Genomic DNA, 13932 nt, shown 5'->3' with positions numbered 1-13932 from the left:
CTCACCGCATAAGAAGCATGCACGCCCCCCTGTTAGCTGCAGGTCGCTTTGCAAGAGAAGACTGAACCGGGCACATGAATGAGCCCATTCGACCAACAGGCGTACAGTCACCTCGGTACATTCGAGGAAAGTGTCATGAGCAGGGATAAAAATTATGTTGACGTGGAACGAGAAATTGTCCACTGGCGCGCCAAGTTCGGGACTGGCGAATTCCCAGGGGCCAGCTTCGGACTAGATATCCAACCGATCATCAAGATCGCATGTGATATCTACACAAGAGATCCCCACGGAAGCCGCGAAGCTTGGGCTGACGACTTGATTCGAAGGCTAGAGATGCGTTCTGGCCGTACAGGCAATGAGGCCGCTGCAAGACGCCTTGGGTCTCGATGCTGGGACCATCTCCTCTCCTGATGCCCCCTATTTTTCTGACAACCAACCTCTCAAGCAGTCGCGCTGCACGACCATCTAGAGAGCCACACACCCAACCACCTGCAGACAAATGGAACGAAGATGGACGGCGCATCTATACGCCATCCATTCCAGCTTCACAGTCGTTCTCACTTACCCTCGCAAGACTTCAGCATTCCAAACATGCTCTACTAGATTCGCGTACGGCTCTCACTGAACATCTTGAGCTGGATTCGCTGCTCGCAGGAAAGCAGCCTCAATGGAACGATCACTTCTGCGTCGAGCATGTACCCGTATCGCTTGAAGCCTTTCACTCCGATACTTGACCCGTATCCATATCGCTCGCAGCCCTTCAAGTTGGTGCTGGATGCGTACCTGTAGCCCTCGACGTCGTTCATACATAAATCACTCCATCGCGATGAATTCACCGCAAGACGATGGTGCGCGCTGTCTCGTTACTACACTGCGATACGACACGAAAATAATGAACGGGAGGCGCAGCAAGCCACCAGCAGTAGCTGGCCTGCCGGGTCGGCCACGCGGTGAACACGCCGCGGAACAACGTCGAAGACCTGCTGCAGCAGGTCGCATAGGCGCGCTTCAACCGAACCCCAGCGGCATCTCGGTCCAGTGCAACCGGTCAGTAGTTCGTCACATCCACGGCCATCACGATCCCGACCACGGCCTGGTTTGGCGAGCCGCCTGTTCCGATCTTCGGAATGGTGATGGCGTTACCGAACAGGCCGTGCTTCCCGCTAACGCCCTGCCCGTTGCCGATCCCCATCACGGTGAAGCTGTTCTGGAACGTGCTGGTCGCCGGCGCGCAGATCACCCCGGCGACCGTCTTGCCGGTGAAGTCAGGGAACCTGTCCTCTTCCATACCACCATTGGGAAAGACGCCGCCCACACCGATGATCCGCATGGGCTTTGCGCCCAGCGCATACGTCAGACGGCCGTTCGCATCCCACAATGCCAGATACTGCGCATCCTCGTTGGCGGGGCGATCGAACACGTAGGCCCAGCCCTGTAGGCGCGCGGGCGTGTTCGTCCACAGCGTCAGCCTGAACTGGTTTGCGCCGATCTCCTGAAGCTGCGGGAAGAATGGGTAGGGGTCGCCGATGAATGCAACCATCGGAGCCTCGGCATTGATCACCATCTCCGCATACTTCCAGTTGCCTCCCGGGTTGTTACCGGGGTACATCACCGGGGACACGTCGATGCGTATTTTCTGCTTCAGTACGAGCGACGGGGTGTCCTCGCTAATCAGCATGGTCCCAGCGTCGCTCAGAATCTCCACCGCTGCCTTTGCCATCATCGCACTCCGTAGTAGAACTTGACCGGCTTGATAGTGCCGACGAACTGACCGCTGCCATTCTTGTTCAACGCCCAATACACCCGGCCATTCGCGTAACCAACCACGGGAACGTAGCCAAGCGAGTCGGAGGGAATGATGGGGATATAGAAGAACTCCCCAGGCGGCAGATTGGCAGCAAAGCCATTGCCAGGCGTAGCATCCGACCACGCCACACCGCACAGCAGGCCCAACCGGCTGGCGAGGTCCCATAGCCGATTGCCGTTCTCATCGTTCACTTCCATCACAATCTGCATGCCGCCTCCTGTCGGTTGCGGAGGGCCGGGTTCCCAGCCCTTCTTGGTTGATCACGGCACAACACCCCATCGCATACGCAGACGCCCGTTCTGGTCGTAAACACGCCAGTTTCCGTCGCTGAATTCAGTGCGCATACCGGCGCTTGGAGATGACACACGGAACATGTCAGACAGCACGTCGAAGGCAGATATCTCACCCGTAGCGGATAGCTGCACGCCAGCGATCTTCTTGTCAGCACGCACGTTCACTCCCCACTGTGCGGATGCCTCCTGGCCCCCTGCTGCCCACGCTGGCGCGGTGGTTGCTCCGTCAAGGACCTGACTGAACATCGGACGGAACATCCAGAAGTAGGGAGCAGACGTATCTGCACCTGCCGCTGCGCGGATGTAGACCGCCATGCGCGCACGACGGGCGCCCGGCGGGGCCTTGGAGATCACGAAGGGGCGCGGGAGGCTAGTAAGGCCACTGGTGGCGGAGTTACCCCAATTCGACGGCACCCAGGTGCCAGACGGCGATGCCAACTGGTTGCCCGCAGAATCATAGAAGAACAATGCGAGCTGCGAGTCGCAGCGGTGAAGCTGCATGTATGCCGAAATGGCGTAGGTTCTGCCGGGTTCGATTGCAACGTCGGTATCCATACCGAACACTCGAATTTCACCAACTGCCGTGCCGCCCTTGGCTACCGAACCCAAACCAGTGACACCCGGCTGGTTCCAGGCGTTGCCGCCGGTCGGATTCCCAAGCTCGTTGAACCAGTCACCCGCGTTACCCCACCAGCCCCAACCGTTGCGATTCCACATTGGGAAGGTGGAATTAGGCAGTAGATTGCCAGACGCACCCAGCGACTTCATGGTGGCGTCCATCGTCACTACAACCGCCGAATCGGCTTTGCCACCAAGCTGTGCCTGCACACCCTGCACCGCGCTGGCGTTGGCCGTGATCTGACCATCATGGCGCGTAGCGGTCGCGTTTAGGGTGCTGAAGCCGCTAGCAAGTGCATCTACGTTACGGCCTTCGTCGAGCGTAGTAGCGTATCGACCCGTCTCCAACTTGGCACGACGGAATGACGCGTTGGAGTCGGTGTCGTAGCTATAGACTACGATCTGCACCTTGGCGCAACCTGGGGGAGTTTCGCCAGTGAACTCGTAGCGCTTCCAGGTGCCCGGAGTATGGGTTGCGTCTGCACGGGGAGTCGTTCCGATGCGGTTATTGGCAGCGTCGAAGAACTCCATCTGCGCAAACACTGCACCGCGAACGTTGTTTCGGTACATGTCTACGCTTCCGGTGAATGGAGTGTAGGAAGCTCCACCGAAGGGGACTGCTTGGAACAGGTAGCGGTAGTCACCAGGGCGAGCGAGGAGTTGCAGAAATGTACCGCTCCAATCGGTGTAGCTAACAATAATCCCATCAGTACCTGCCCAATTCGTCAGACCGTCCGACCACTTCGGGTTCTGGAGCAGGTTCGGGTTGGACGATTCCAGCCTTGCCTCAAGCCGGCCTGTCTGCGTCACCTGCGCGGCGAGACCCTGTTCCGTCTGCGTGACGCGTGTGGTCAACCCGCCAATCGCCGATGCGTTGGCGTTGGCCTTGCCATCCACATCGCCAACACGCGACGACAACTGCGTGAGCTGCTCAGCCTGACTGTCGAGTCGCCCACTTTGCTGCGTAACCTTAGTGGTGAGCCCACTGATAGCCGAGGAGTTGGCAAGCTCCTTGCCTTCCAGATCCGTGACTTTTCCGCCGATCTGAGTGAGTTGCTCTGTGTGCGCAGAGACAGTCTCGCCCTGCTGGCTCACCGTGGATGCAAGCCCGCTGATGGCTGACGAATTGGCGGAAACGCCGCCCTCCGCAAAGGACACCCGATCGGTAAGGCTGGTGAGGCTCTGCGAGTTCGCCCGAACCTGCCCGTCGATCGTGTTCACCTCAGACCTAAGCTGAGCCACAACCGTACTGTCCGCCTTCTCACCGAGGCTCACACCGATCTGATCGATCTGTTGGCCCATCGCAGCGTGCTCGGCCGCGTTGGCTTGTGCCAGTTGCTGGACGCTCGCCTCGCTTGCTGTCTTGCCGTTTCCATCCGGCATACGAGCGTTGATAAGCTGAATTGCCTGGGCATTGACCCCATCGCCGCTGATTCGTGCATCACGCTCACTGGCCACCAGGCCCGAGCGCACGCCAGCCACATCGCTTCCTTCGTAATCACCTCGCATTTGCACGGCAAGCGATGATCGCTGGAGCGCCTCGACTGAGTCCGCGGCGATTCGAGCTAGGGTCTCCTCCTGCACCAGGGCGACCGACGCGCCGGGTTGCGGACGTCCCACCGCAACGTAGTCGATAAGGTAGTAGTCCGCGACGGTCTGAGCATCCCCGACTTGAAGGCGGATTGCGTCGATGGTTGCCGGCCACCAGGCAACGTCCTGCACGTCGATCGTGGCCACGCCATCACCGTCCCATACAGGCTCTCGTGGACTGGCGCTCTTCGCCGCGTTCCAATCCTGATCAACGGTGGTGATCCATTGCAGGAGGCCTTTCCATGTCGGCGAGCCCACGCGCTTTAGACGCAGCTTCACAAAGCGATAGGCGCTGCCGTCCACGGCCAGCGCCACAGGCGACTGAACCCACGGTGCGGTGGCATGGTTGGCGGGCCGCAGCCAGCCGTCCACGAGCGTCGGCGCGCCGTTGCCCGTCCACCCTTCAATGGTCTGATTGAACGGCCAGAGCTTGATGCTGTCGAACTGCGTCCCGCTGCCGGCCGCGACCTCCGACACCGCGCGCGCCAGCGATTCGTCCGCGCTCTGCCGCAGCTGTTCCTCGCGGGTGATCGCCGCCTCGCGCGCCATCTTCTCGTTCAGCAGCGCATCGATCCGTGCCTGGGCCTCGGCGCTGATCGCCTGCATGGCTTCGGTCACGCCCTGCTGCCGCAGCAGCGCCTCGGCGACCAGGTCCTGCGCCGCCTGTGCCAGCCCTGCGGCCCGTGCCGCTGCCTCGTCTGCGATCGCTTGGATGCGGGCACTGATCTCCGCCGCCAGCTTCGCCTGCTGCTCAGCCAGGTGCTTGGAGGTGGTGGGCGGAACAACGCCAACCACGGTTCCCGTGCCTGTCTTGCCGCGCATGGTCGGGGTGATCTGGAACCACCAGGTCTTGCCGCTGCCGTCGCTATAGACGTACCGCGTCTCGGTGGTGCGGTGGATCTCCGTCCAAGGGCCGTCCTGGCTCTCGCTGCGCGATATGACGTAGATCACGCCCTCCAGATCGACGGCGTCCCATTCGAGCACGACGCCGTCGGCCACCGGCGTAGGATTGACCCCATTCGCCGGCGGCACGTCCGGCGCCTTGAAGGGCACCGGGAACCACGTGGAAAAGCGCGGCGCCACCGGAGACGCGGACGGCAGCCCGCCCACGCCGATTTCCACCAGCGTGAGTTTCCTTGCTTGCATTGCTGATTACCTCGCGTTGAGTGCTTCGCGCAGCGCTGAACTGCTGGCGTTGCGTACGCCCTGGGTAGTGGTGGACACGAGTTGCCGGAGCAGCTGGTTCTGTTCGGCGAGCAGAGCGTTGCTCTGCTGTATGGCGGCGGTGGTCTGCGTCTGAGCGTCGTTGTTCACGACCAGGTCGAACACGGCCCGGCTGAAGTTGTCCGGCAACGCCTCGATGGCGTCGGCCAGCGCGCCCATGCTGGTGCCGTCGTCGGTGTTCAGGTCGCCGACCTTCATGCCGTCGATGAGGCCGGTGACCCGGCCATACAGGCTGTTGTAGTCCTGCCCGCTGGCGTACAGGTTCCGACCAAAGCCCAGTGCGGCCTGAGCGGCCGCCTGCGCGGCGCTGGCGTCGCCACCGGACACCGCCCGCTCCAGCTCCTTCATCGCCTCGCCCAGCTTCTCCTGGTCCGTCAGCGGCGAAAGATCGCTGATCGACAGGCCGTACTGCGTGGCCTTCTTGTCCTTGTCGATCTGCGCCTGCAGCTTGCCCATGTTTGTGGCACGAAGCGCCTCGATCTTGGCTAGGTCCTCCGCCCGAGCGCCCGACAAGCCGAGCGCCTTGGCGTAGTCGTTGGCCGACTTCACCTGCTGGCGATACGTGCGCTCGATCGACAGCGCCTGCGACTGGTACTGCGTCAGGTTGGCCGTCATCAGCTGGGTGCTCACGTCGGCCATGAGGCTGGCGTAGTTGCCGAGCAGCCCGGTCACCTTCTCGACCTGGGTGGCCAGGTCTGTGCCGGCGACGCTGGCCAGGTCCTGGAAGTAGTCGACCGCCTTGTTGACCCTCTCGACCTCCAGCCCGTTGAGCGCTCGGCCCAGCTCATCGGCATTGCCCACGGCTAGCGCGATCGACGCACTGAGCGCGGTGAATACGTCCGCCGACTCGAAGTACCCGTCGAGCTGGCCACCGAACCCCGCCGCCTTGACCGCCTCGGTATACAACCGATTGGTCATGTCGCTGAGGTAAGCCTCCAGCTGCGCCTTGGCCTCGGTGGAATCGGCCGACAACTGGAGCTTGCCCAGGTCAACCTTCACGCTGCCGAGCTTCTGGGTAAGGTCCACACCCAACTGCTTGGCCAGATCGGTGGCAGCACCACGCACCTGGCGCGCGGCCATATCGAACGTGCGATCGATGCCAGGATCCAGCGCGCCGAACTGCGTCCACTTCTTGTCGCTGCGGAACAGGCCGCCCTTGGCCTTGATATCCGCATAGCTCTGGCCATCGAACCCGCCGAAGCCGTAGCTGCCGGTGATGCCTTGGCCTGTGACCTTGGGCGACTGTCGACCGAACAGCTTGGCGTGGATGCTGGAGCCGGACAGGATCGACGCGACCTTGTCGTTGAAGCCAAGGGCACGGAAACCCTTGTCGGCCAAGCCCACAGCGCCGGCGGTGGCGATCTTGCCGGCCCAGCTCTCCCCGTTGGCGATGTTCCAGCCCTGGTCAAACAGCTGGGCGTTCTTCATCATGCCGGCGACAATCCAACCAATGATTGGCACCGCCGCAGCCGCCGAGCCGGCCGCACCAACTCCGGCACCGGCACCAGCGCCGGCGCTCCCGCCGCCAATCAGCCCCGAGAAGCTGGAACCTGTCATCCCGGCCATGCTGGTCACGTCGCCGAAGCCAGTCAGGGTGCCCGCTGCGGCACCTGCCGAGCGGCCGAAGCCGAACAGGCCCTGGCCCTTGGAAAGCAGCCCGGCCACCGTACTCACGCTCTGGCCACCGGCCGCAGAGCCGTTGCCGCCGAACAACCCCATCAGGCTCTGCAGGTTCAGGCCACCGCCCTGCCCGCTCATCCCGTTGAGGATCTGCGTCTGGATCGGGATCACCAGCTTCTGCTGCAGGAACTCCCGAGCCAGATCGCGCAGGCCCCGCTTGGCCGCGTCCTTCAGTTCATCCCACAGGTTGTCGAAGTCCCGCATGCCGCCGGCAACGAAGTCGGCCATGGCGTCTGCGGCATCGCTCACGCCGTTAACGACCACGCCGGCCCACGCCTCAACGTTGGCCGCGGCCTCCTCCACGCGCAGCGACAGATCGGCCGATGCTCGGGCGGCGCCCAGCATGGCCTGCTCGTACTGCTCGTAGCTCGCTGCCCCCTTGGACAGCGCCAGCGCTTCCTTGCTGCCAGCGGCGTCCACCGCCTTCTGCAGCTCCTGCCGCATGTCCCGTTCGTTCATCATCTCGCGCCGCGAAAGCTCGCGCGCACGGCCCACCTTGCCGAGCATGGCAACCTCGGCATCCATAGTCGCAAGGAGTGTCTCGGGGCCGGCCAGAGCCTTCTCCACTTCAGCCGCTACCTTGGAGTACTCAAGCGCGCTCTGAGCCATCAGCACATTGGCGTCGGCTTGGGCGATGTTCCCCTTGACAAGCAGGCTGTTGTACTCGGACATGTTGCCGAGGTGCTTACCCATCGCCTCAGCCAATGGGCCCTCGATAGCCCCAGCAGCCTCCTGTGCCTGGCGATGGTATCGGGCGATCTCCTCTGCCCGCTGTTTGGCGTCACGATCCGCCCTTTCACGCTCCGCCTTGCCAATGTTCCCAGTCAGCCGATAGCCCACGGAATCCGGCTTGAGCGCGGATTCCGGCAGTGTCTGCCCGTTGTCAATTACAACGACGCTGTCAGCCAGGTCCTTCATGCGGCGTCGCTTTAGGGCAGCGTCCACACGTTCAAGATCCGCCTCTCGGTCACGGACGTACTTGTCCCATGACTTCGCGTTAGCTTCGCTGTTGGTGTTCTGGAACAGCCCTCCTTCCCACCATGATGCGTTCCCCGCTCGGGCTCTGGCCGCAACGTCCTTTGCGCCGGCGATCTGCTCCTCGATCCGCATGCGCTCCTGGATCAGACCGGCATAGCTTTTATCTGGAACAGACTTAAATCCTTGCGCTATTAGCGATGAGAGATTTCCAATCATCGACGCAGCTTCGGCGGCCTTGGTCGTTACTGTGGCCAAGCCTTGGACAATTACACCGAACCCTTGCCGAAAATCAGGGTCGTTCAGGAGTTCAGAGAAATCCGATAGTGCCGGAATGATCTCCTCCGCCACGCTTACCTTTAGCCCCTTGAACGCCAGATCGGCTTCAAGTGTGACCTTGCGGAGGCGTTCGGTCGCCTTGTTGGTCTTTCCATCAATGATGGCCCCTGCCGCTTGCGCTGCATTGCCCCACTGCTGGAACCCAGCGCTGTTGTTGCGCAACAGCGGGATAAGCGCCGATGCGTCGCTGGCAATAGCCTCCATGTAGAAGGTCAATTCCGTCTGCGACAGGTTCGCCCGTTCAAGACTCTTGAAGTAGAGCCCTAACGCATCAGGCCCCGACAGCTTGCGCATTTGTTCGGCGGTTACACCGGTTCGCTTGGCGATATTGTCGAAGAAATCTGCAAGGGCTCCGCCCCCGGTTTGGACGTAGTCGCCAATCTTGTCCTGAACGTCTTTGAAGATATCCGCCAGCTTCTCGTGGCTCATGCCAACAGTGTTTGCGCCTGCCGCCATGCGCTGAAACTGCTCCGAGGTCGTCCCCGAAAGCTTGCCAAGCTTGTCGTACTCCACGCCAAGATCGGCGACCTGACGCGTCCACTGAACCATGGCGGCACCACCGGCCGTCACGCCAGCGGAGATTGCCAGGCCGATCGCCGTACCGGCGCGCCGCGCGGATGCCTGCATGCTCTGCATTCGCTGATCAAAATGGCGCGCAGCCTTGCCGCCATCGCGCTCAAACGATCCCGTCTTAAGCAGAAGATCAACGGTAAGAGTGTATAGAGACATAGGGGGTCCATTACGAAAAAGCCCCGCATATAGCGGGGCTTATTGGTACTACTTGGATGGTCTAGGGCAATAGCACATCGAGAAGCGGCAGCACATCCAGAACGAGTGAGAACAGGGCAAATGCGCTGCCTAGCGATAAGACTGTCTGGACTAGAACTGGATATTCGAAGTCCGCGTCGTACAGAACCCTCATCACTCCTTTGACGACCAGCAAGCAAACTGTAAAAAGAAGCGTCGCGGCCGCCTCCGCAATTCCTCCCATCGAGGAATTCATGAATACTGAAGATCCGACATAGACGCCAAAACATGCAGCGGCGAGACCGGACTCGGATTCAATGAAAATGTCCAATCCATTCTGAAAGAATCGCCCTGCTGGGGGTATGAGACCAAGCATCACTCTGATCAAGCAGCCCATTACAACTAGTATTCCGCAAAGGACTACAACCGAGGCAGATGAGAGGCCGATTATCCCAGATCGCAACAGTTCAGAGGCAGAGGCCGTAACCCCAGGGATGGTTTGCTGAAAGAGTAATAGTAGAGAAAAACTGACCGCAGCCCAGAACAACCACAACTTCGCCGACTTCTTCAAATCTTCAGCAAACTTGACATCGTGTTTGTCCATAAAAGAATTCCATCTTCCGACTAGAAGCGATAGCGGCCTAGGCTGGGATTTCTTCAAACTCCATATACCCTGAGAAGTACTGCCGGCTGATGTTCTCCGCCGACGGCAGCTGTTTCGGATAGCCGTAGAGCGCCGAGCGCGCCGCCAGCCGCGGGTCGAACGCCTTGCTGACCATGTCCCGGTACTGCGGCACAACGCAGGAGCGCCTGCGTCCCGCGATCGCTGCCGCCACCGTCTCCCAATCGGACCCGCCAAGTCCACCGCCGCGCACTGCAGCAGTGGCCCGACCCGACAGGGTGCACGTCAGCCGGCGGTACAGGGTTCCAGGAACCGTGTTGACCTGGCCGCCCTTGGTGCGGGTGTGCGCGCTGGTGTCGATTGTGGCCACCGCCCAACCGTCGCTGATACCCACCTCGACTGCCCGGAAGATCGCAATTTCGCCCACGTCGACGTTCGTGGCAGTTGTGTCGATCTCGACGGACACCGTTGATACCAAGGCGCTGGCCTTCGGGAAGAGCCAGGCGCAGACACTGCCGTCTGGCAGTCGCACGGTGGTGGCGCTCGCGCCGGCGGCGCTCACCTGGACGCCGGGCGGAATGTTGAGGCCGAGAATCGCGATGATCCCCGGCACAACAGCTTCGGCCAGGGTGATCGTGATCGCCATCGAACTGGTGCGGCGGATCCGAGACGCCCTGCCAGGCTTTCCATCGAACAGCGCCGAGCCCTGGTCCGCACTGAGCCACGTGCCACCGGTGAGGGTCACCGTCGTGACAGCCGGCATGCCATATCCAATCAACACGTCATCATCCCCACACTGTCAGCACCACGTCCCCCGTGGCAGGGTTGCGCTCTACTCGGCGCACCAGCACCGGCTTGCCGTCTTCCAGCCCATACCGGCTGTACGTGAGCCTGCCGATCTGACCTGGCAGCGGCGCCAAATCCTGATCACCGCGCACCGCCAGTTGGTAGAAGTGGCGCGGCACCCGGTACAGGCCGAGGACGCGATCAATCTCCTGTTGCGCGTCGGCCGCATGCCAGAACAGCGAGATGACAGGATCAGCAGCTTCCGCCCGCTGGTAGTGGGCATGCAGCGGGCCAGCCCCATACACCTGCCCACGGTAGAGGCCAGTCAGCTCATCGCGGCGCGCCTGCGGAACGTCGACCACGTCGGTGACGAGATCCGATGCGGCCAGCGCCTGGGCGTTCGGGCGGTAGGCCATACGCCGGGTCAGGTTCGGAGCATCATCGGGCACCATGACCAGGTCAGCCGCCAGATCGTCTGCCTCAGACAGATCAAAGGCGAACGGCCCTGCGTGGGTTTCGGGCGCGATCACGCGAACGAAGCGCAGCACTCCGGCCGGATCCTGATAGCACCCGGCGCCGTAGCTGGGCAGCAGGGCATTCAATACTGCGCGACCGGTGATCGCCGAGCCCGCGTAGTATCCGATACCCATGTAGCCCGTGGCCTGATCGATCGCCACACAGTCGCTGGCCGACCACGCCTCGCGGCCCAGCCGCGCCATCACGTCTCCTACTGCCTGCTCCAGACTGGCGGGCATCATGCCAGCGCCAACACTGGAAGCATCCACGACCACAGGCGTCACCGGTGGTGACTTCAGCAACACCTGTTGCCCGTCCGGCGCCTCGCTGTAGGTGCCGACCTCCATCAGGTCGCCGCGGTCCATCACGGCGTCGACGTAGACCCGTCCGTCGGCCACGAACATTGAGGTAGCGTCGGAGTTGGCCCCCATCGCCGGAATGCTCGCCACTGCCCCGATTACCACGGGCTGCGGCTTCCATGCCAGGGACGCGATGTTCGGCAAGAAAACGCCCCGGTTGAGCGTCTCGTCCAGATAGTCGTGCGCATCGCGCAGGTGCAGCGTCTTGGTGCCGTCGTCGTTGATCTCGATCTGTTCGATCGCGCAACGGAAAGCTGGGACGGCGTCAGCCCGCATGCAGCTCTCAGGTGCTAGCAGGATCTGCACCGAACTGCCTGAGGCACCAGTGCCAGCCATTCCGTCCAGCAATCCTTCCGCATCGACCAAGACGCACTCGGCTGCCGCGGCCTGGGATACCGGGTCACCGCCCCACGGCCAGAACGCCAGCTCCTGGATCAGGTTGACGCCCTCGGCCACCAATCCCTCGTAGCGAACGTTCGCCGGGCTATCGCCGGGCGCAGACAGCCAGTCCACGTCGGCCAAGCGCGTGGGGCTAGCGGTTGAGCTGGGGAGCCGCCAACCGGCTGCAGCCGCGTCGCTTCGCGGCCCCCACTGCCCTGCGTTGACCGCAAGGCACAGCCCACCGGCCTTGGTGGCGGCAAGCGACGCGGCGAAGAACAGCGGCCCGGACAGCTGCAGCTCGCGCACCAGGATCTGCGCGCCGTTGAGGTATAGCCGCAGCTGGCGAGGGGTCGAGAACACCACCTGCAGCCCGACAATGTCGCCGTGGGTCGCTGTCGGCAGGCCAGTGGCGATCGCACCGCCCGCCTGCAGCAGGCGCCCGGCCGCGAGATCCCAGCCGATGCTGGCGAGGTCCGCACCCAGCGCCTTGTTCAGCGCTGCGGGGCCGGTGGCGAAGCCTACGAGGGCTGCAACGGCGTCATCGCCCCACACGGCAAACTCCACGCCCACCGTGCCGGCATCAAGGCCGAAGTCGGAGCGCGCGTGGCTGGCCAGCGTGGTGGCGCCGGTGGTGGCCAGGGTAAGCCCGCCATCTCGCGCAGCGAGTAACGGGCCAATGGGCGTGGCGGCGAACCGCCCGAAAGTGTCGGTCATGGTCATCCCAGTCCATCGAACCAGTCCTGCGCCTCGTCCTCATCGGACCGTGGCACGAGAGCGTCGAGGTAGTGCTGAAAGGAGCGCTTTGTCCCGCCCTGGCTGTGCGAGGCGGTTATATACGCGGCGAAGGCAGCGGGCTTGATGTACAGGCTCACAGGGTCGATGGGGTTCCGCTTGTGGAACTCCCACCATTCCAGGAACTCGCGGCGCGACATGGTGGCCCGCAGGTCCGACACCGTCCGGTGCAGGTGACCGGCGAGGACCTTCCAGAACCAGTCCTCGCCGCGCTGCCTTAGCCGTTTCCCGCGTCGGCCTGTGCCTGGGCAGCATCCTCGCCGAAGCCGGAGTGCTTCATGGCCACACGCTGCAGCTCAGCGGCAACCAGCGGCTTGAGCTGCGCGGCCTGCTCCACGTTCATGACGGGCTTGCCGTCCTCGTCGCAGATGGTCGCTGCGATCAGCTTGGCGCGGTCACCTTCGCCCCACAGCTTGCGGAACTCCGCATCCGGCAGCTCGCGGACATGGAACTGCGCCTTGGCTCCGTTGGGCAGGGTGATCGTGTCGGCGTGCACGTCCTTGGACGCGAACATGCCCAGGTTGGTGAACGACTGCAGGACGCTCAGGGGCTGCTGCGGCTGGGTTTGGGGGGTGTCATTGGTCTTGCTCATTGGCCGTTTCCTCGAATGGCGACAGGGCGCGCGGGCCGCGCACGGCTAACCCGCGGAGGATCCGCGCGCCCCGTCAGAGAGATGGCCCGCCGAAGCGGACCTGGGTGTACGCCGTTGCCGCAGCCTTACGGCGTCGGGCGGTGCGTGGTGACGGCGCCGGAGCCGCGGATGGTGATCGTCGCCTTCCAGACGTCGTTGTCCTGGCTGGTCACCGCGAAGTTCTGCACGAAGCCGTCGAACTGCTTGGACAGCACGTCAGTGGGCGGGGTGATCTTCCCGGCGATTGCGGCCGGCTTCGCCACTCCTTCGGTTTCCGACTTCGGCGCGGTCACCAGCCAGTTCACGACGGCGCCGGTCTCGTGCAGTTCTTCCAGCTTCTCGTGGTCGACGCTGTCGTAGATGATCTCAATGCTGGTGCTGCCGGTCTGCTTGCGACCAGCGACGAACTGGTCCCAGTCGTCGTCGTAGTCGGAGATATCGATCTCCGATGCCTGGCCATCGGGGAAGCCGACCGAACGCAGGCGGGTCACCTTGATGACCTCGGCCGCGCCGATGGCGACGAACAGCTGGGAGTGCTTCGACTTGATTACCTGTCCCATAGGGGTTTCCTT

General features: G+C 62.6%; 10 protein-coding genes. All 10 read right to left on the bottom strand.

Annotated features, from left to right (window positions below; all coding sequences use genetic code 11):
• Nucleotides 1–1048 precede the first annotated feature (1048 nt).
• The gene (locus V3B41_RS12330; RefSeq protein WP_100438266.1) at nt 1049–1720 is read right to left on the bottom strand and encodes a hypothetical protein; all 672 of its coding nucleotides are present in this window, start codon (nt 1718–1720) and stop codon (nt 1049–1051) included.
• Nucleotides 1720–2016, bottom strand: coding sequence for a hypothetical protein (locus V3B41_RS12325; protein ID WP_005408972.1), 297 nt, complete (start codon nt 2014–2016; stop codon nt 1720–1722). The genes V3B41_RS12330 and V3B41_RS12325 overlap by 1 nt, the downstream gene beginning before the upstream one ends.
• Before the next feature lie 51 nt (nt 2017–2067).
• Nucleotides 2068–5454, bottom strand: coding sequence for a hypothetical protein (locus V3B41_RS12320; protein ID WP_329861253.1), 3387 nt, complete (start codon nt 5452–5454; stop codon nt 2068–2070).
• Between the two features lie 6 nt (nt 5455–5460).
• Complete coding sequence (locus V3B41_RS12315; protein ID WP_329861251.1) at nt 5461–9255, bottom strand: phage tail protein; 3795 nt, start codon at nt 9253–9255, stop codon at nt 5461–5463.
• A gap of 61 nt (nt 9256–9316) precedes the next feature.
• Nucleotides 9317–9877 (bottom strand): hypothetical protein, encoded by a 561-nt coding sequence (locus V3B41_RS12310; protein ID WP_197567689.1) that lies wholly within the window; start codon nt 9875–9877, stop codon nt 9317–9319.
• 37 nt (nt 9878–9914) lie between these two features.
• Nucleotides 9915–10658 carry a hypothetical protein gene (locus V3B41_RS12305; protein ID WP_197567688.1) on the bottom strand — a complete coding sequence of 248 codons (744 nt, stop codon included), beginning with the start codon at nt 10656–10658 and terminating at the stop codon, nt 9915–9917.
• 22 nt (nt 10659–10680) lie between these two features.
• Complete coding sequence (locus V3B41_RS12300) at nt 10681–12651, bottom strand: hypothetical protein (protein ID WP_329772349.1); 1971 nt, start codon at nt 12649–12651, stop codon at nt 10681–10683.
• A gap of 2 nt (nt 12652–12653) precedes the next feature.
• On the bottom strand, nt 12654–12890 hold the full coding sequence (locus V3B41_RS12295) for a hypothetical protein (RefSeq protein WP_231914711.1): 237 nt from the start codon (nt 12888–12890) through the stop codon (nt 12654–12656).
• Between the two features lie 56 nt (nt 12891–12946).
• On the bottom strand, nt 12947–13321 hold the full coding sequence (locus V3B41_RS12290; protein WP_005408966.1) for a hypothetical protein: 375 nt from the start codon (nt 13319–13321) through the stop codon (nt 12947–12949).
• 125 nt (nt 13322–13446) lie between these two features.
• Complete coding sequence (locus tag V3B41_RS12285; protein WP_197567686.1) at nt 13447–13920, bottom strand: hypothetical protein; 474 nt, start codon at nt 13918–13920, stop codon at nt 13447–13449.
• Between the last annotated feature and the right edge of the window lie 12 nt (nt 13921–13932).

Origin of the sequence: Stenotrophomonas sp. SMYL89, assembly GCF_036319985.1 — a bacterium.
In the GTDB taxonomy this organism is placed as follows: domain Bacteria; phylum Pseudomonadota; class Gammaproteobacteria; order Xanthomonadales; family Xanthomonadaceae; genus Stenotrophomonas; species Stenotrophomonas maltophilia_Q.
The sequence above is the reverse complement of the archived record's forward strand: the minus strand, read 5'-3'. Positions and strand labels throughout refer to the sequence as shown.